This window comes from Baaleninema simplex PCC 7105 (assembly GCF_000332355.1).
GTDB lineage: Bacteria > Cyanobacteriota > Cyanobacteriia > Cyanobacteriales > Geitlerinemataceae > Baaleninema > Baaleninema simplex.
In genome coordinates, this window is record NZ_KB235958.1 from 289,276 (window position 1) to 305,247 (window position 15,972).

At 54.5% G+C, this 15,972-nt stretch carries 26 protein-coding genes; 24 read left to right on the top strand and 2 right to left on the bottom strand.

The window, feature by feature from the left end:
- The first annotated feature begins 41 nt into the window (after positions 1-41).
- From rplP to prfA, 24 genes are all read left to right on the top strand, one after another.
- Positions 42-455, top strand: a complete 414-nt coding sequence (rplP, locus tag GEI7105_RS0103180; protein WP_017659037.1) for a 50S ribosomal protein L16 — start codon at positions 42-44, stop codon at positions 453-455.
- Between the two features lie 9 nt (positions 456-464).
- Entirely contained in the window at positions 465-863 is a 399-nt protein-coding gene (gene rpmC / locus GEI7105_RS34325) for a 50S ribosomal protein L29 (RefSeq protein ID WP_017659038.1), read from the top strand.
- 39 nt (positions 864-902) lie between these two features.
- Positions 903-1,154 carry a 30S ribosomal protein S17 gene (rpsQ, locus tag GEI7105_RS0103190; protein WP_017659039.1) on the top strand — a complete coding sequence of 84 codons (252 nt, stop codon included), beginning with the start codon at positions 903-905 and terminating at the stop codon, positions 1,152-1,154.
- A gap of 60 nt (positions 1,155-1,214) precedes the next feature.
- Positions 1,215-1,580: a 50S ribosomal protein L14 gene (gene rplN / locus GEI7105_RS0103195; RefSeq protein WP_017659040.1), complete on the top strand. Its 366-nt coding sequence runs from the start codon at positions 1,215-1,217 to the stop codon at positions 1,578-1,580.
- Positions 1,581-1,931, top strand: a complete 351-nt coding sequence (rplX, locus tag GEI7105_RS0103200; protein WP_017659041.1) for a 50S ribosomal protein L24 — start codon at positions 1,581-1,583, stop codon at positions 1,929-1,931. It begins immediately after the preceding gene.
- 78 nt (positions 1,932-2,009) lie between these two features.
- The gene (gene rplE, locus GEI7105_RS0103205; protein ID WP_017659042.1) at positions 2,010-2,555 is read left to right on the top strand and encodes a 50S ribosomal protein L5; all 546 of its coding nucleotides are present in this window, start codon (positions 2,010-2,012) and stop codon (positions 2,553-2,555) included.
- A 23-nt stretch (positions 2,556-2,578) separates the two neighbouring features.
- Entirely contained in the window at positions 2,579-2,980 is a 402-nt protein-coding gene (gene rpsH / locus GEI7105_RS0103210; RefSeq protein WP_017659043.1) for a 30S ribosomal protein S8, read from the top strand.
- Between the two features lie 98 nt (positions 2,981-3,078).
- Positions 3,079-3,618 carry a 50S ribosomal protein L6 gene (gene rplF, locus GEI7105_RS0103215; protein ID WP_017659044.1) on the top strand — a complete coding sequence of 180 codons (540 nt, stop codon included), beginning with the start codon at positions 3,079-3,081 and terminating at the stop codon, positions 3,616-3,618.
- A 37-nt stretch (positions 3,619-3,655) separates the two neighbouring features.
- Positions 3,656-4,012 carry a 50S ribosomal protein L18 gene (gene rplR, locus GEI7105_RS0103220; protein WP_017659045.1) on the top strand — a complete coding sequence of 119 codons (357 nt, stop codon included), beginning with the start codon at positions 3,656-3,658 and terminating at the stop codon, positions 4,010-4,012.
- A 26-nt stretch (positions 4,013-4,038) separates the two neighbouring features.
- Positions 4,039-4,575 carry a 30S ribosomal protein S5 gene (gene rpsE / locus GEI7105_RS0103225; RefSeq protein ID WP_017659046.1) on the top strand — a complete coding sequence of 179 codons (537 nt, stop codon included), beginning with the start codon at positions 4,039-4,041 and terminating at the stop codon, positions 4,573-4,575.
- Between the two features lie 63 nt (positions 4,576-4,638).
- The gene (rplO, locus tag GEI7105_RS0103230; protein WP_017659047.1) at positions 4,639-5,130 is read left to right on the top strand and encodes a 50S ribosomal protein L15; all 492 of its coding nucleotides are present in this window, start codon (positions 4,639-4,641) and stop codon (positions 5,128-5,130) included.
- A 62-nt stretch (positions 5,131-5,192) separates the two neighbouring features.
- Positions 5,193-6,497 (top strand): preprotein translocase subunit SecY, encoded by a 1,305-nt coding sequence (secY, locus tag GEI7105_RS0103235; protein ID WP_017659048.1) that lies wholly within the window; start codon positions 5,193-5,195, stop codon positions 6,495-6,497.
- Positions 6,498-6,501: 4 nt separating this feature from the next.
- Complete coding sequence (locus GEI7105_RS0103240) at positions 6,502-7,056, top strand: adenylate kinase (protein ID WP_017659049.1); 555 nt, start codon at positions 6,502-6,504, stop codon at positions 7,054-7,056.
- Positions 7,057-7,179: 123 nt separating this feature from the next.
- Positions 7,180-7,404 (top strand): translation initiation factor IF-1, encoded by a 225-nt coding sequence (infA, locus tag GEI7105_RS0103245; RefSeq protein WP_017659050.1) that lies wholly within the window; start codon positions 7,180-7,182, stop codon positions 7,402-7,404.
- Between the two features lie 111 nt (positions 7,405-7,515).
- Complete coding sequence (gene rpmJ / locus GEI7105_RS34330; protein ID WP_071591960.1) at positions 7,516-7,629, top strand: 50S ribosomal protein L36; 114 nt, start codon at positions 7,516-7,518, stop codon at positions 7,627-7,629.
- A gap of 116 nt (positions 7,630-7,745) precedes the next feature.
- Positions 7,746-8,129 (top strand): 30S ribosomal protein S13, encoded by a 384-nt coding sequence (rpsM, locus tag GEI7105_RS0103255; protein WP_017659052.1) that lies wholly within the window; start codon positions 7,746-7,748, stop codon positions 8,127-8,129.
- Positions 8,130-8,192: 63 nt separating this feature from the next.
- Positions 8,193-8,588: a 30S ribosomal protein S11 gene (rpsK, locus tag GEI7105_RS0103260; RefSeq protein ID WP_017659053.1), complete on the top strand. Its 396-nt coding sequence runs from the start codon at positions 8,193-8,195 to the stop codon at positions 8,586-8,588.
- A 107-nt stretch (positions 8,589-8,695) separates the two neighbouring features.
- Positions 8,696-9,637: a DNA-directed RNA polymerase subunit alpha gene (locus tag GEI7105_RS0103265; protein ID WP_026097386.1), complete on the top strand. Its 942-nt coding sequence runs from the start codon at positions 8,696-8,698 to the stop codon at positions 9,635-9,637.
- A 92-nt stretch (positions 9,638-9,729) separates the two neighbouring features.
- Complete coding sequence (gene rplQ / locus GEI7105_RS0103270) at positions 9,730-10,080, top strand: 50S ribosomal protein L17 (RefSeq protein ID WP_017659055.1); 351 nt, start codon at positions 9,730-9,732, stop codon at positions 10,078-10,080.
- Positions 10,081-10,105: 25 nt separating this feature from the next.
- Positions 10,106-10,945, top strand: a complete 840-nt coding sequence (gene truA / locus GEI7105_RS0103275; RefSeq protein WP_017659056.1) for a tRNA pseudouridine(38-40) synthase TruA — start codon at positions 10,106-10,108, stop codon at positions 10,943-10,945.
- A gap of 6 nt (positions 10,946-10,951) precedes the next feature.
- On the top strand, positions 10,952-11,410 hold the full coding sequence (gene rplM, locus GEI7105_RS0103280) for a 50S ribosomal protein L13 (RefSeq protein ID WP_017659057.1): 459 nt from the start codon (positions 10,952-10,954) through the stop codon (positions 11,408-11,410).
- Positions 11,410-11,823 (top strand): 30S ribosomal protein S9, encoded by a 414-nt coding sequence (gene rpsI / locus GEI7105_RS0103285; protein WP_017659058.1) that lies wholly within the window; start codon positions 11,410-11,412, stop codon positions 11,821-11,823. Before rplM ends, rpsI begins: the two co-directional genes overlap by 1 nt.
- 198 nt (positions 11,824-12,021) lie before the next feature.
- Positions 12,022-12,267, top strand: a complete 246-nt coding sequence (rpmE, locus tag GEI7105_RS0103290) for a 50S ribosomal protein L31 (protein ID WP_026097387.1) — start codon at positions 12,022-12,024, stop codon at positions 12,265-12,267.
- A gap of 98 nt (positions 12,268-12,365) precedes the next feature.
- Positions 12,366-13,475 carry a peptide chain release factor 1 gene (prfA, locus tag GEI7105_RS0103295; RefSeq protein ID WP_017659060.1) on the top strand — a complete coding sequence of 370 codons (1,110 nt, stop codon included), beginning with the start codon at positions 12,366-12,368 and terminating at the stop codon, positions 13,473-13,475.
- 118 nt (positions 13,476-13,593) lie between these two features.
- Here the strand turns inward: prfA and moaB are convergent, their stop codons facing one another.
- Both moaB and GEI7105_RS0103305 read right to left on the bottom strand, forming a co-directional pair.
- Positions 13,594-14,121, bottom strand: coding sequence for a molybdenum cofactor biosynthesis protein B (moaB, locus tag GEI7105_RS0103300; RefSeq protein WP_017659061.1), 528 nt, complete (start codon positions 14,119-14,121; stop codon positions 13,594-13,596).
- 29 nt (positions 14,122-14,150) lie between these two features.
- Complete coding sequence (locus GEI7105_RS0103305; RefSeq protein WP_017659062.1) at positions 14,151-15,392, bottom strand: sensor histidine kinase; 1,242 nt, start codon at positions 15,390-15,392, stop codon at positions 14,151-14,153.
- Between the last annotated feature and the right edge of the window lie 580 nt (positions 15,393-15,972).

The window sequence follows — 15,972 nt, forward strand, 5'->3', positions numbered from 1 at the left end:
GCACCCTGTCTGACCCATAGCCAACGTTCGATTCGCAAACCATGCTCAGTCCGAAACGTACCAAATTCCGCAAACAGCAGCGCGGACGACTCCGGGGTCAAGCCACCCGTGGCAACAAAGTCGATTTCGGGGAGTACGGCCTCCAAGCTCTCGAGCCGTCCTGGATTACCTCCCGTCAAATCGAAGCCAGCCGTCGGGCAATGACTCGTTACGTCCGTCGCGGTGGGAAAATCTGGATTCGTCTGTTTCCCGACAAACCCGTGACCATGCGTCCGGCAGAAACCCGGATGGGTTCCGGTAAAGGATCGCCCGAGTTTTGGGTGGCTGTCGTCAAACCCGGCCGCATCATGTTCGAGATCGCAGGCGTCCCCGAAGAAACCGCTCGGGAAGCCATGCGTCTGGCGTCCTTCAAGCTGCCGATTAAAACGAAATTCATCAAGCGCGAAGGAGAGTAGAAACTGACGATGTCTTTGCCCAAGATCGACGAAGTCCGAAATTTCAGCAGTGAAGAACTGTCCCAGCAGGTTCTCGACATTAAAAAACAACTGTTAGACCTGCGGGTGCAACAAGCCCTCGGACAACTCGAAAAACCCCACCAGTTCAAACACCTGCGCCATCGTCTCGCGCAGTTGCTGACCGTCGAACGCGAGCGCGAACTCGAAGCGGCGAAAACGGCCGCCGACGTTCCCGCCGAGGCTCCCGCCGAAGAACCGGCCGCCGCGAGCGATAACACTTCCACCGACGTTCCCGCCGAGGCTCCCGCCGAAGAACCGGCCGCCGCGAGCGATAACACTTCCACCGACGTTCCCGCCGAGGCTCCCGCCGAAGAACCGGCCGCCGCGAGCGAGGAAGAAGAGGCGTAATCTCCCTATCCGTTTATCGACCAAGAAAGTCATCCGCTTATGGCAGTTAAAGAAAGAGTCGGCACCGTCGTCAGTAACAAAATGCAGAAAACGGTCGTTGTCGCCGTCGAAAACCGGGTTCCCCACCCCAAGTACGGCAAAACGATGGTTCAAACCAAACGCTACAAAGCCCACGACGAAAATAACGAGTGCCAGATCGGCGATCGCATTCGCATCCGCGAAACCCGCCCCCTCAGCAAACACAAGCACTGGGTCGTGGTTGAAACTCTCAGCCACACTCCGGACGCTTAGTCGGTTTCGATAAGTCATCGCAGGCTTGTTAAAGAACGCTCGGAGTAAGGGAGAACGACCGTGATTCAGAAAGAAAGTTATCTCAACGTGGCGGACAACAGCGGGGCGCGCAAGCTCATGTGTATTCGCGTCCTCGGGGGAAATCGCCGCTACGCCCACGTCGGCGACACGATTATCGCCGTCGTCAAAGACGCCATCCCCAACATGGCGATTAAAAAATCCGACATCGTGAGAGCGGTTGTCGTCCGCACGCGCAAAAACCTACGTCGCGAAAGCGGAATGAGCATCCGTTTCGACGACAACGCCGCCGTCATCGTCAACCTCGACGGCAACCCCAGAGGAACGCGGGTGTTCGGCCCCGTCGCTCGCGAACTTCGGGAGAAAAACTTCACCAAAATCGTTTCGCTCGCGCCGGAGGTGCTCTAGATGCCTAAGAGCCAACAGAAAACACCGACTCGCCTGAAAATGCACGTCAAAAAAGGCGACACCGTTCAGGTCATCGCCGGGAAAGACAAAGGCAAGGTCGGCGAAGTGCTAAGAGCGTTGCCCGAAACCAGTCAAGTAGTGGTTAAAGGCGTCAACGTCCGCACCAAGCACGTCAAACCCACCCAAGAAGACGAGTCCGGTCGCATCGTGACCTTTGAAGCCCCCATCCACAGCTCCAACACGATGCTGTATTCGACCAAAGAAAAGGTGGCCAGCCGCGTGTGCTACACCTTCACCGAAGACGGACGAAAAGTCAGAAAGCTCAAAAAAACTGGAGAGATCCTTGATTGACGATCCGTTGTCGGTTCGCTTCCGATACAGCTTTACTCGTCCTGACCAAGACCAGGACACTTCCGAGGTACTACGACCATGACACAGCGACTCAAAACCCTTTACCTAGATACCATCGTCCCCAAGCTGAAAGACCAGTTCGGCTATACCAACATCCACCAAGTTCCCAAAGTGGTGAAAATCACCGTCAACCGAGGTCTGGGAGAGGCATCTCAAAATGCCAAAGCCCTCGAATCCTCCGTGCGGGAACTGGCGATTATTACGGGTCAAAAACCCATCGTCACCCGTGCCAAAAAATCCATCGCTGGATTTAAACTTCGCGAAGGAATGCCCGTAGGCGTGATGGTGACGCTTCGCCAAGAGCGGATGTACGCATTTTTGGCTCGGTTGATCGATTTGGCCTTGCCTCGGATTCGAGACTTTCGCGGCATCAGTCCCAAAAGTTTCGACGGCCGAGGAAACTACACCCTCGGCCTCCGAGAGCAGCTCGTTTTTCCGGAAGTGGATTACGACAGCGTCGACCAAGTGCGGGGCATGGACATCTCGATCGTTACCTCGGCTGAGACAGACGAAGAGGGTCGCGCTTTGCTCAAGGAAATGGGAATGCCCTTCCGCAGTAATTGAGGCAGGTTAGATAAGAGGAAACTATGGCGGCTAACGATACTATTGCAGATATGCTGACGCGCCTTCGCAACGCGAACTTGGCTCGGCACGACACGACGCAAGTGCCGTCCACCAAGATGACGCGCAGCATCGCCCAAGTTTTAAAAAACGAGGGATTTATTTCTGAATTTGAAGAAGTCGGCGAAGGAGTCAAGCGACATCTCGTCGTTTCGCTGAAGTACAAAGGCAAAAACCGCCAGCCGATTATCAAGATGCTCAAGCGGGTGAGTAAGCCGGGATTGCGCGTGTACTCCAATCGTAAGGAACTCCCCCGAGTTCTCGGTGGAATCGGCATTGCCATTATTTCGACATCTCGCGGCATCATGACCGATCGCGAAGCACGCCAGCACGGCGTTGGCGGAGAAGTGCTTTGCTACGTCTACTAAGTTCTCGCACCCTCTCGAACGGCGACGTCCGCTTCGATACGCCGCCAACTGACGGCGATCCTCGGGTGCGAATCCGTTAAACACTTCAAGAACTAGCTATGTCTCGAATTGGCAAACGACCTATAAGCGTCCCTAAAAACGTCACCGTGACCATCGACGGGCAAGCTGTTTCCGTGAAAGGCCCCAAAGGCGAACTGTCTCGGGTGTTTCCGAAAGAAGTTTCCTTCGATCGCGACGGCGAGGCGATTCTCGTCAAACGTCACGACGAATCCCGCGTCTCTCGGTCGCGTCACGGACTCAGTCGCACGCTGCTTTTCAACATGGTCGAGGGCGTCTCGAACGGATTCGAGCGTCGCTTGGAAATCCAAGGGGTCGGCTACCGCGCCCAAGTGAAAGGCAAAACCCTCGTTCTCAACGTCGGCTACAGCCAACCGGTCGAAATCGACCCCCCCGAAGGCGTTGAGTTGGCGGTCGAGAATAATACCAACGTGATCGTCAAAGGCATCAACAAGGAAGTCGTCGGGAATACCGCTGCTAAAATTCGCGGCGTCCGTCCCCCCGAAGTCTATAAAGGCAAAGGAATTCGCTACGCTGGCGAGCAAGTTCGGCGCAAAGCGGGTAAGGCCGGTAAGAAATAACGCCTCGAGCGCATTACTCATCACCGTCACAGCAGCTATGAAACTGACACGCACACAGTCTATTCAGCGCAGACACCGCCGGATTCGGCGGAAAGTTCGCGGGACGTCCGAACGTCCTCGCCTGGCCGTGTTTCGATCGAACCAACATATCTACGTCCAGGCCATCGACGACACGCGAGACCACACCCTCGCGGCGGCCTCTACTGTCGATAAGGAACTCCAACTCGACAGTACGGCCACCTGCGACGCCGCCGCCAAAGTCGGCGAACTCGTCGCCAAGCGTTTGGTAGCGGCCGGTATCGATAAGGTGGTCTTCGATCGCGGAGGCAACCTCTACCACGGCCGAGTCAAAGCCCTCGCCGATGCCGCCCGCGAAGCCGGGCTAAACTTCTAAAGTACACCACGCGACTTCAATCAAACATGGCAGATCGACAAGACCGTCGGAAAAAAGGGAACCGCAACCGCGAAAAAGATTCTGAATGGCAAGAGCGCGTCGTTCAAATCCGCCGCGTGACCAAAGTGGTTAAAGGCGGTAAAAAGCTCAGCTTCCGTGCCATTGTCGTCGTCGGTAACGAACGCGGCCAAGTGGGCGTCGGCGTCGGGAAAGCCGGAGACGTCATCGGCGCTGTGAAAAAAGGCGTCGCCGATGCGAGAAAACACGCGGTTTCTGTTCCTCTGACGAAAGCCAACTCGATTCCCCACCGCTCTAACGGCATCGCCGGAGGGGCCAAAGTGATGATGCGTCCCGCCTCTCCCGGTACGGGTGTAATTGCTGGGGGTGCCGTGCGTACCGTCCTCGAACTGGCGGGCGTCCAAAACATCCTCGCCAAACAACTGGGATCGAGCAACCCCCTCAACAACGCACGGGCGGCTGTGGACGCTCTGGCGAACTTACGCACCTTCTCCGAGGTGGCTCGCGAGCGTGACATCGCTTTAGAACAGCTTTTCGCGCGTTAGTGCCGTTTGGCGCGATCGCCCCTGGCGGTCGATATCCTGTTCACTTCACTGCAAACTAGAACGATGAGATTCCAAGACGTACAGCCCCAACCCGGCTCTAAGAAGCGTCGCCGCCGCCTCGGCCGTGGCATCGCTGCCGGCCAGGGTGCCAGTTGCGGCAAAGGAATGCGCGGTCAAAAGTCTCGTTCGGGCGGTGGAACCCGACCGGGCTTTGAAGGGGGTCAAATGCCCTTGTACCGCCGCGTTCCCAAGCTCAAGCACTTTACGGTCGTCAATCCCAAACAGTACACTGTTGTCAACGTCGGTAAACTGGCCTCCCTCTCCCCTAACAGCGAAGTGACCCTCGCTTCGTTGATGGAAGCCGGAATCGTCACGACCGACGACGGCCCCCTCAAAATTCTCGGCGACGGCGAACTTAGCGCAGCCCTGACGGTGAAAGCCGCAGCCTTTACCGCCAGCGCCCGCCAGAAAATCGAAGCGGCCGGCGGCCGTTGTGAAATCGTCGCCAAAGGCTCGGCGAACGACTCCGCGTCTGAAAGCAGCGACGCCGAGTAGTCGAGGCGCGAGAGTAGCCGTTCGCAATTCGGCGATGGTACGTACTGGTAGAGGTTCCCTTCATGGTAGTCAATCGAGATAAAGCTCCAACGGCTCAAGAAACGTTCTTGCAGATGGCTCAGGCGGCCGGCCTTCGCGGCCGGATTCTGGTGACCGTCGGTTTGCTCGCGATCGTACGACTGGGGATTTACCTGCCCGTTCCCGGTATCGATCGCGCGCGGTTTGCCGCTGACTTGCAAAACAGCCCGTTTTTCGGACTGCTCGACGCCTTCTCTGGCGGCGGCTTGCAAGCCCTCGGTATTTTTGCATTGGGGATCTTACCGTTTATTAACGCGTCGATCGCCATTCAGTTGCTGACGGCTGCTATTCCCAGCCTCGAAGACTTACAGAAAAACGAAGGCGAAGCGGGACGGCGCAAGATCTCTCAGATTACTCGCTACATCGCCCTGGGCGTGGCCGTGTTGCAAAGCATCGGGATTGCCTTGTGGACGAGCGCCTACGCCTACGATCCCAGCCCCATATTCGTCGCACAAACGGTATTGGCTCTCGTGGCCGGTGCGATGTTCGTGATGTGGGTCTCGGAACTGATTACCGAACGGGGAATCGGCAACGGGGCGTCTCTATTGATCTTCGTAAACATCGTCGCCGTCCTGCCGCGATCGCTCGGCAACACCATCGAACTGGCCCAACAGGATCGCGCCATCGTCGGACGGGTCGTCTTGCTGCTGCTGGTCTTTCTGGTCACGATCGTCGGCATCGTCTTCGTCCAAGAAGGGGCGCGGCGCATTCCCATCGTGTCCGCCCGTCGCCAAGTCGGCCGTCGCCTGTATCGGGAACGCACCAGCTATCTGCCCCTGCGACTCAACCAAGGGGGCGTCATGCCGATTATTTTCGCCTCCAGTTTCCTGATTTTGCCGGGGATTATCGCCAACTCCACGAACAATCCCGTTTTGCTTCGCGTGGCGGAATACCTCAGTCCTAGCGGTCCGGCACCTTGGATGTACGCCCTGTTCTATCTGCTGTTGATTATCTTCTTCAGCTACTTCTACGCGTCGCTGATTCTCAACCCCGTGGATTTGTCCCAGAACTTGAAAAAAATGGGTTCGAGCATTCCCGGCATTCGACCGGGACGCGCCACCAGCGACTACATCGAGCGAGTTCTCAACCGCTTGACGTTCCTCGGTGCCGTGTTCTTGGGGTTAGTGGCGACGGTTCCGACGGCTGTTGAAAGTGCGACGCGCGTGACGACGTTCCAAGGGTTGGGGGCGACCTCGTTACTGATTTTGGTGGGGGTTGCGATCGATACGGCGAAGCAGATTCAAACTTACGTGATCTCGCAACGATACGAAGGAATGGTGAAACAGTAAACTCATGCGTTTGATTTTTTTGGGACCGCCGGGTGCGGGAAAGGGGACACAAGCTCAACGGATTGCCGAACAGTTTGAGATTCCCCATATTTCGACGGGAGATATTCTCCGACAGGCTGTGGCGAACGAAACGCCCCTCGGACAGAAGGCAAAGGAATATATGGATCGGGGCGATTTGGTCCCCGACGAGTTGATTCTGTCGATGGTGCGGGAACGCCTTTCTGAAAGCGATGTCCAACCGGGCTGGATTTTAGATGGGTTTCCCCGCAACGTGAGTCAAGCGGAATTTCTCGATAAGTTGCTTCAAGAAATTCAGCAAGCCTGCGATCGCGCCGTCAACTTCGAGGTGCCCGACGAGATGTTGGTGAAGCGCCTGTTGGGACGGGGTCGTAAAGACGACAACGAAGTGACCATCCGCCACCGCCTCGAAGTCTACCGTGCGGCGACTGCCCCGGTGATCGACTTCTACCGCCAAGGCGATCGCATCGTTTCTATCGACGGCAGCCAATCCATCGACCACGTGACCCAAACCCTGGCGATCGCTCTCGAAAGAACCTAAAAATAAAGATTTGTCAAGTCAATTTTTGATAAGATCTTTAAAGAGATCGCGAGCCGCTGCTCCTAACATCTACAGTTATCGCAGCCCTCTCCGATCCCTGTCGAATTCAGAGGAACCCCCCCCGTGGCCAAACAAGATCTCATCGAGATGGAAGGAACCGTAACGGAATCCTTGCCCAACGCTATGTTTCGCGTCGATCTCGATAACGGATTCAACGTCCTCGCTCACATTTCTGGGAAAATTCGCCGGAATTACATTAAAATTCTGCCCGGCGATCGGGTCAAAGTGGAACTGACCCCCTACGATCTCCAAAAAGGTCGCATCACCTATCGCTTACGTAAAAAATAAACGATCGAGCGAGTTTCGAGCCACTAGAAACGCTCCCCCGGAGTCGTTTTTAGTTTTCTACACCCGAAAAATCTGATATAATATGCAGTTTGTAAGTATCGCAGCAAACCCATGAAAGTCCGAGCATCAGTCCGCAAAATGTGCGAAAAGTGCCGCGTGATTCGTCGGCGCGGCCGCGTGATGGTGATTTGCACCAATCCCAAGCACAAACAGCGTCAAGGATAACTGGGTTTTCTTGGCTCTATTTTTCTTGGCTCTATTGTAGTACAGATAGCCAGCTCCGTCGGCAACCTTCCATCTGACCGTCCGCACTGGCTGCCCGCATTCACTCAGGAACAATAATGGCACGAATCGCTGGAGTAGACCTTCCCCGAGACAAACGGGTCGAAATCGGCCTGACTTACATTTACGGCATCGGTCTCACGAGATCGAAACAAATTTTAGCAGCGACGGGCATCAGCCCCGACACCCGCGTCAAAGACCTAGCCGACAAAGAAGTCGCCACGTTGCGCGAACACATCGAAACGAACTATCAAGTCGAAGGGGACTTGCGACGTTGGGAATCGATGAATATCAAGCGGCTCGTCGACATCGGTTGTTATAGAGGTCGCCGCCACCGCATGGGCTTGCCCGTTCGCGGTCAGCGCACCCGAACCAACGCACGCACCCGTCGGGGAACTCGTCGCACCGTGGCTGGCAAGAAGAAACCCGCCGCTAAGAAATAACGTTCGAGCCGATTTCGGCTTTGCTCTACCGCGACAGACAGACCTTTACCGACAAACACAAATATGGCGAGACAATCAGGTAAAAAATCCGGCGCCCGCAAACAGAAGCGCCACGTTCCCAACGGCGTCGCCTACATCCAATCGACGTTCAACAACACCATCGTCACCATCACCGATCCTCGGGGAGAAACGATCTCCTGGGCTTCTGCCGGATCGAGCGGTTTCAAAGGCGCTAAAAAAGGAACCCCTTACGCCGCCCAAACTGCTGCCGAAAGCGCTGCCCGTCGCGCCAGCGACCAGGGAATGCGCCAGATCGAAGTGATGGTCAGCGGTCCGGGATCGGGGCGCGAAACCGCAATTCGCGCCATTCAAGGGGCCGGTCTCGAAATCACCCTCATTCGCGATATCACTCCCATTCCTCACAACGGCTGCCGTCCGCCGAAACGCAGACGAGTATAGCGATCGCCGCCGGTTCGGCGCCAAATCGCCGCTAGTTTTGCCTCGATCGCGCGAGGTAACTTGCAATCTAGGCTCAGATGGGGAATAAGGAGAAGGGAGGTCACGCCGTGGCGCAGTTTCAGATTGAGTGTGTTGAGACAAACACCGAAAAAGACCAGGGTCAATACGGAAAGTTCACGATCGAACCCCTCGAGCGGGGTCAGGGAACCACCGTCGGTAACGCCCTGCGGCGGGTGCTGCTGTCCAACTTAGAAGGGACTGCCATCACCGCCGTCCGCATTGCCGGAGTCAACCACGAATTCGCAACCATTCCCGGCGTCCGCGAAGACGTTCTGGAAATTCTATTAAACATGAAAGAGGTGGTGCTAAAAAGCCACACCTCGCAACCGCAAATCGGTCGTCTCCTAGTCAAAGGGCCGGCCATGGTGCGGGGCGAGCATTTCGACTTACCTTCAGAAGTCGAAGTGACCGCTCCCAACCAGTACATTGCCACGCTCGCCGAGAACGCCACCTTAGAAATGGAGTTTCGCGTCGAGCGCGGTATCGGATACCGTTCTGTCGATCGCAACCGAGACGAGTCTGGGGCCCTCGACTTCCTCCAGATCGACGCGATTTTTATGCCCGTGCGGAAAGTCAACTACACCGTTGAAGACGCACGCATCGGCGGTTCTCTCGAAAAAGACCGCCTGATCTTAGAAATCTGGACGAACGGTAGCATCAGCCCCCAAGAGGCGCTCAGCGAAGCGGCCAATATGTTGGTCGATCTCTTCGTTCCCCTCAAAGACATCACCCTCGAATCGCTCAAAGACGATTACACGCCGGACGAAGACCCGACCAGCCAAATTCCCATCGAGGAACTTCAGCTGTCCGTTCGCGCTTACAACTGTCTCAAACGCGCTCAGATCAACTCCGTAGCCGACTTGCTCGACTACTCCCAAGAAGACCTCTTGGAAATCAAAAACTTCGGTCAGAAATCTGCCGAAGAGGTGATCGAAGCGCTCCAAGAACGCTTGGGGATTACTTTACCTCAAGAAAAAACTAAAGCGTAGCCGACAGTCGCGACCCGCGCCGACTCGCGCGGCCGGGGCGTCGCTGCGCTACTCTAAACTCTCGTCGTTATTGAAACTCAGCCGATCGAACTATGCGCCACCGTCGTCGCGTCCCTCAACTCGGCAAACCTGCCGACCAACGTAAAGCCCTGCTGCGGTCTTTGACTACCGAGCTGATCCGTCACGGTCGCATCGTGACCACCAAAGCTCGAGCAAAAGCCGTGCGATCTCAAGCCGATCGCATGATTTCCCTGGCCAAAGAAGGCACTCTGTCCGCTCGCCGTCGCGCCCTGGGCTATATGTACGATAAAGACCTCGTACACGCCCTGTTTATCGGCGTCCAAGAACGCTACGGCAACCGCAACGGCGGTTATACCCGTATCCTGAGAACGGTCAGCCGTCGCGGTGATAACGCGGAAATGGCGATCGTGGAATTGGTTTAAAACTTGGTTTAACGTTTCGATCGCTATGCCCGAACGCTGTCCCAGACCCAATCAGCGCGTTGCCCTCGTCGTTCAGTACGTCGGACGCGGCTTTTATGGATGGCAGCGTCAACCGCAGCATCGCACCGTTCAGGAAGACCTCGAAACCACGATCGCTTCCCTCGCGGGGCATCCCGTGACCGTCCACGCCGCCGGACGAACCGATACCGGCGTCCATGCAGCGGCACAGGTGGCACACTTCGACGTCAACAGTCCCATTCCGGCTCGCAAATGGGCAGTCGTGTTAAACAACCACCTCCCCGACGGCATTCTCGTGCGAGCCTCTGCCCCAGTGAGCTTCGACTGGCACGCCCAGTTTTCCGCCACGTGGCGTCGCTATCGCTATACCTTGTATACCGAAGCCCGCCCTAACTTGTTCGTCGATCCCTTCGTTTGGCATTACTATCGCGAACCCATCGACGAAACGGCGATTCGCAGCGCCCTGACGCCCCTCCTCGGACGCCATCACCTCTCGGCGTTCCGACGAGCTGGCTCCAACCGCGCCCATTCCTGGGTTGACGTTCAGGACGTTTTGTGCTATCGTCGCGGGCCGTTCGTGACGGTCGAAGTTCAAGCCAGTGGGTTTCTCTACGGCATGATGCGCCTGTTGGTGGGTATGCTCGTTCAAGTCGGAACCGGACGGCGTGCGATCGAGGAATTCCACCACATCTGGAAAAACGAACGGCGCGAAGCCGTCAAATACGCGGCACCGGCCAAAGGACTCTGTTTCCTGGCCGTGGGCTATCCCGACTCGCCGTTTCCCCCCGAAGCGCGATCGAACGCCATGCCACACTTCGCATTCGACCCCTTACCGATTAGCTGTTAGTTCCCCATGAGTACCAAAACCTACGTTCCTCCCGTCGATTCGATCGATCGCAAGTGGTACGTCATCGACGCCGCCGACCAACGGCTCGGACGCCTCGCCAGCGAAATCGCGAAAATCCTCAGAGGAAAAAACAAACCGAACTTTACCCCCCACATGGACGCCGGTGACTTCGTCGTTGTCGTCAACGCCGAAAAAGTCCAAGTGACCGGGAAAAAACGCTTTCAAAAACTCTACCGTCGTCACTCCGGCCGTCCCGGCGGAATGAAAGTCGAAACCTTCGACAAACTGCAAAACCGCATCCCCGAACGGATTATCGAAAAAGCCGTTAAAGGGATGTTGCCGAAAAACGCGCTCGGTCGGAAACTCTTTACCAAACTGAAAGTGTACGCCGGACCCGAGCATCCCCACGAAGCTCAACAGCCTGAAGTGCTGACTGTCGATACCAATACTGGAGAACAAGGTTAATGGAAGCCGTCGAACAACAAAACCGCGTCGTGTACTGGGGAACCGGACGCCGTAAAGCCTCCGTCGCCCGCGTCCGCCTGGTTCCGGGCGAAGGTAAATTGGTGGTCAACGGAAAACCCGGCGACCTCTACCTTCAATTCAACCCGTCTTACCTGTCCGCCACCCGCGCCCCCTTGGAGACCCTGGGTCTCGAGAACGAGTACGATATCCTCGTCAACGTTCGCGGCGGCGGACTGACCGGCCAAGCCGACTCCATTCGTCTCGGCGTGGCTCGCGCCCTGTGCAAGCTCGACCCGGACAACCGCCAACCCCTCAAAAGCGAAGGCTATCTCACTCGGGATTCCCGCAGTAAGGAACGGAAAAAATACGGTTTGCGGAAAGCTCGCAAAGCCCCTCAATACTCCAAACGCTAACGTGTTTTTGCCAGTTCTCTCTTGTCTCGGGCCGATCGGTTGTTTTGGATTCGCGCGATCGCGGCAAGAGAGAATTCTCGTGAAGGCATCGTTGGAGAACGTCGCGTTAAACTTCGCGTTAAAATAAAAAAGCCGCCTCAAGCAGCTTTATCCCGCAACGTTTGTTGTCATCCCATCGCAGAAATCGAGGAAATCGTCATGCCTAAAGAAGGTATTCACCCCGAATGGTATCCCGAAGCCAAAGTCTACTGTAACGGTGAAGTCGTTACGACCGTAGGCGCGACTCAACCGGAAATTCACGTCGATGTTTGGTCGGGCAACCACCCCTTTTACACCGGCAACCAGAAGATTATCGACACCGAAGGACGAGTCGAACGTTTCTTGCGGAAGTACGGCATGATGGACACCAGTTCTCAAGAGCAAAAAGACTCTGGCGAAAAATAGTTGGGTTGTCGTTTGGAACCTCACCTTTGCCGATCGATCTCGCTGTAGGTCGTTCGGTTCTCTTGCATTAAACCTATCCACACAACTCCAACGACATCATGGCCGAACGTTACCTGCTAGACAAACTCCAATCCGTCGAACAAACCTTCAACGAACTGACGCGACGGATGGCCGACCCCGACGTCGCCACCGACCCCAACGAGTTTCAGAAAGTGGCGAAAGCCCGCGCTTCTCTTGAAGAAACGGTGGCGACGTACCACCAATGGCAAGACGCGGGTGAAGAACTCGTTGGCGCTCAGCAGGTTCTCAAGGAATCTTCCAGCGACCCGGAAATGCACGAAATGGCGGCGATGGAAGTCGAGGAACTTCAAGAGCGCCTGGTTCGATTGGAACAACGCCTCAAAATCCTGTTGCTGCCCCGCGACCCCAACGACGATAAAAATATTATGTTGGAAATTCGCGCGGGAACGGGCGGCGACGAAGCTTGTATTTGGGCGGGGGATTTGGTGCGGATGTACTCTCGCTACGCGGAAGGCCAAAGCTGGCAGGTGAAACTCGTCAGTGAATCGACGGCGGATATGGGCGGGTTTAAAGAAGCTATTTTGGAAATTAAGGGCGATTCGGTCTACAGCAAACTGAAGTTCGAGGCGGGGGTTCACCGGGTACAGCGGGTTCCCGTCACTGAAGCGGGCGGCCGCGTGCATACGTCGACGGCGACGGTGGCTGTGATGCCGGAAGTGGACGATGTGGAAGTGAAAATCGACCCGAAAGATTTGGAGATTTCTACGGCGCGATCGGGCGGTGCTGGCGGTCAAAACGTGAACAAGGTGGAAACTGCCGTCGATTTGCTGCACAAACCTACGGGAATTCGGATTTTCTGCACGGAAGAGCGATCGCAGCTTCAAAACCGCGAACGGGCGATGCAGATTTTGCGCGCGAAGTTGTACGAGATGAAGTTGCGGGAGCAACAGGAAGCTGTCACCTCCATGCGGCGATCGCAGGTGGGAACGGGGGCGCGATCGGAGAAAATTCGCACCTACAACTATAAGGACACCCGCGTCACCGATCACCGTCTCGGCCAGAACTTCAATCTCGACGGGATTCTCGAAGGAGACTTAGAAACCGTCGTACAATCTTGTATTACGCAAGACCAGCAGGAACGCTTAGAACAGTTAGCAGAAGCCACTACTGCGACGACTTCTGTGTAGTACAAACGTCTGCGTAATACAAAAAACCGAAAAATTGTAGGTTGGCGTTAAGGGACGACATCCATTGACCTAACCCCAATCTGAGAAACCTGGTATCTCCACGATGCCGGGTTTCTGGCTATTCTGACAGGCGAGGCATCAACGACACGAGGTTACAGGGACGGTAGCGACTGTCTAGCTGCCAGCGTAAAATCTCGTCCCAGGCGTCGCGACAGGCTCCCGAGGACCCCGGTACGGCAAATAAATAGGTTCCAGCAGCAACACCAGCCGTTGCCCGCGATTGCAACGCCGAGACGCCAATTTTCTGATAGCTGAGGTGACGGAACAACTCGCCGAAACCGGGAATTTCTTTTTCACAGACTTGTTGAAAGGCTTCGGGGGTCACGTCTCGTCCTGTAATTCCGGTTCCCCCCGTTGAAATGACGACATCGATGTCGGGGTTAGAAATCCAGGTTTTCAGGCGATCGACGATCGCCTCGCAGTCGTCGGGAACGATCGCGCGATCGACGAGGTGGTGTCCCGTCTCGGAAATTAAATCCACGAAGACCTGTCCCGATTTATCCGTCTCGAGGGTTCGCGTATCCGATACCGTCAGCACAGCAATGTTGACGGGAACGAACGCCCTCGATTCATCAATACCTACCATGTTCCTAGACTCGAAAAATATCGCTCGGGTTATTGTAAAGGCAAACGAATCTCGAACGTTGCTCCGTCCCCAAATTTCGACGATAGCTTCAGCTCTCCACCGTGATTCTCCGTGATAATTTGATAGGCGATCGCCAATCCTAACCCCGTTCCCTTTCCGGGGGGTTTAGTCGTAAAAAAGTTGTCAAAAATTCGCTGTTGGATCGCTTCGGGAATTCCGGGGCCGTTGTCGGTAATTCTCACGATCGCCCGTTCGTCATCGACGATTTCCGTAGTCAGCGTAATGCGAGGCGTTTCGGTCGAATTTTCCAAAGATTCTAGCGCATCGATGGCATTTCCAACCAGATTCATAAATACCTGACTGAGCTGTCCCGAATAGCATTTGACTAACGGCAAATCTCCGTACTGCTTGACTACCTCAACCCCTTTTTTGAGACGGTTACTTAAAATCAATAACGTGCTATCGAGACAATCATGTAAGTTAGCGAGTTTTCGGCTGCCGTGACCGACGTGAGAAAAGCTATACAAACTGCTGACGATCTGTGTCAGTCGCTCGGCACTGACTTTCATCGTGTCTAAAATTTTCGGTAAATCCTGCTTGAGAAAATCGAATTCGAGATCGGCTTTGAGAGTTTCGATCTCCTCATTCTCGATATCGGACGATCTTTCGTAGGCGTTCGTCAACTCCATTAAATCTTCAAAATAGTTAATGAGAAATCCTACATTTCCATTGATACAGTTAACAGGATTGCGAATTTCGTGTGCGACACCCGCCACCATGCGACCCAAACTCGACATTTTCTCCGTTTGCATCATTTGAGCTTTCGTTTGCTCGTTGAGGAGTTGAGTCGTGAGTTGGTGGATTTCCGATTGCGCGACGAGGAGCTGGTGAACGTCGAGAAGTCGATATTCGTTCGGCTCGATTTCAACGAGAATTGGTTCGTAAAGCAGTTCTGGCGGTCGTTGCAGCGATCGCCTCGCGGCCATAACGATGAGCGTCTCGCGTTGGCAGCACAGAACCTCGGTGTGGGCGAAACTATATAGGGAAGCGATGGGACGACGGGAGAACAGTTCGACTCCGTAAGGACGACTCATGTGTTCGAGAAACCGCCGTCTCGAAACAACACCAACTAAATGACCGCGATCGACTAAAATCACACCCGGTAACAACGAGTCGAGATCGAAAAGCTTAACGACATCACGACCGGGGCGCGACACGTCAATTTGACAGTCGTGTAATGAGAGTTCTGCGAGGGTTGAGTCTAAACTCAAGTTCGATTTGAACGAGTCAGACCGGATTAGAGAGGAAGATTCGATCGAGGAAAGGAGAGGAGCAGCCATTGCTAGAAACTTGTGAAAGCTTCGAGTATTTGTGTCGGACACTACTAATATAAGTGTAGTTCGATCTAAGTCAAAAAAATCGATAATATCGATCGTTTCTTGATTTTTAATTTTTTTAATCTTTTATTAACCAAAAAATAACCTTAAATTTAAACAAACATGATAAGTAATAAATCTTGAATAAATTTGACGATCGCAAATTAAATTTTATTCAAAACAATAAATATTATCAAAACATAAAATTGCAACATAAAATCACAAAAAAATACGTTTTAACGTTCTTCAATTCGAGTGTATTCTATTAATGTTTTCGTATCTATTGAGTACGATCTAGTGAATTTGCGCCAACTTTACCAAAGTAAAGACTGGTTCCCAAAAAACTTAAACTTTAACGATCGACGACAAAGAAGGTGTGATACGGAATCCGAATTTCAACGCTTCGACTTCGCTCGGACTCAAATACTGGTTTTGCCCAACCCGACAAGTTCCTCTATCCCCCCAACCANCCCCC

Excerpts from the sequence above, each read along its gene's own strand:
- rplP (WP_017659037.1), top strand. The coding sequence starts at position 42 with ATGCTCAGTCCGAAACGTACCAAATTCCGCAAACAGCAGCGCGGACGA.
- rpmC (WP_017659038.1), top strand. The coding sequence starts at position 465 with ATGTCTTTGCCCAAGATCGACGAAGTCCGAAATTTCAGCAGTGAAGAA.
- rpsQ (WP_017659039.1), top strand. The coding sequence starts at position 903 with ATGGCAGTTAAAGAAAGAGTCGGCACCGTCGTCAGTAACAAAATGCAG.
- rplX (WP_017659041.1), top strand. The coding sequence starts at position 1,581 with ATGCCTAAGAGCCAACAGAAAACACCGACTCGCCTGAAAATGCACGTC.
- rplE (WP_017659042.1), top strand. The coding sequence starts at position 2,010 with ATGACACAGCGACTCAAAACCCTTTACCTAGATACCATCGTCCCCAAG.
- rpsH (WP_017659043.1), top strand. The coding sequence starts at position 2,579 with ATGGCGGCTAACGATACTATTGCAGATATGCTGACGCGCCTTCGCAAC.
- rplF (WP_017659044.1), top strand. The coding sequence starts at position 3,079 with ATGTCTCGAATTGGCAAACGACCTATAAGCGTCCCTAAAAACGTCACC.
- rplR (WP_017659045.1), top strand. The coding sequence starts at position 3,656 with ATGAAACTGACACGCACACAGTCTATTCAGCGCAGACACCGCCGGATT.
- rpsE (WP_017659046.1), top strand. The coding sequence starts at position 4,039 with ATGGCAGATCGACAAGACCGTCGGAAAAAAGGGAACCGCAACCGCGAA.
- rplO (WP_017659047.1), top strand. The coding sequence starts at position 4,639 with ATGAGATTCCAAGACGTACAGCCCCAACCCGGCTCTAAGAAGCGTCGC.
- secY (WP_017659048.1), top strand. The coding sequence starts at position 5,193 with ATGGTAGTCAATCGAGATAAAGCTCCAACGGCTCAAGAAACGTTCTTG.
- GEI7105_RS0103240 (WP_017659049.1), top strand. The coding sequence starts at position 6,502 with ATGCGTTTGATTTTTTTGGGACCGCCGGGTGCGGGAAAGGGGACACAA.
- rpmJ (WP_071591960.1), top strand. The coding sequence starts at position 7,516 with ATGAAAGTCCGAGCATCAGTCCGCAAAATGTGCGAAAAGTGCCGCGTG.
- rpsM (WP_017659052.1), top strand. The coding sequence starts at position 7,746 with ATGGCACGAATCGCTGGAGTAGACCTTCCCCGAGACAAACGGGTCGAA.
- rpsK (WP_017659053.1), top strand. The coding sequence starts at position 8,193 with ATGGCGAGACAATCAGGTAAAAAATCCGGCGCCCGCAAACAGAAGCGC.
- rplQ (WP_017659055.1), top strand. The coding sequence starts at position 9,730 with ATGCGCCACCGTCGTCGCGTCCCTCAACTCGGCAAACCTGCCGACCAA.
- truA (WP_017659056.1), top strand. The coding sequence starts at position 10,106 with ATGCCCGAACGCTGTCCCAGACCCAATCAGCGCGTTGCCCTCGTCGTT.
- rplM (WP_017659057.1), top strand. The coding sequence starts at position 10,952 with ATGAGTACCAAAACCTACGTTCCTCCCGTCGATTCGATCGATCGCAAG.
- rpsI (WP_017659058.1), top strand. The coding sequence starts at position 11,410 with ATGGAAGCCGTCGAACAACAAAACCGCGTCGTGTACTGGGGAACCGGA.
- rpmE (WP_026097387.1), top strand. The coding sequence starts at position 12,022 with ATGCCTAAAGAAGGTATTCACCCCGAATGGTATCCCGAAGCCAAAGTC.
- prfA (WP_017659060.1), top strand. The coding sequence starts at position 12,366 with ATGGCCGAACGTTACCTGCTAGACAAACTCCAATCCGTCGAACAAACC.
- moaB (WP_017659061.1), bottom strand. The coding sequence starts at position 14,121 with ATGGTAGGTATTGATGAATCGAGGGCGTTCGTTCCCGTCAACATTGCT.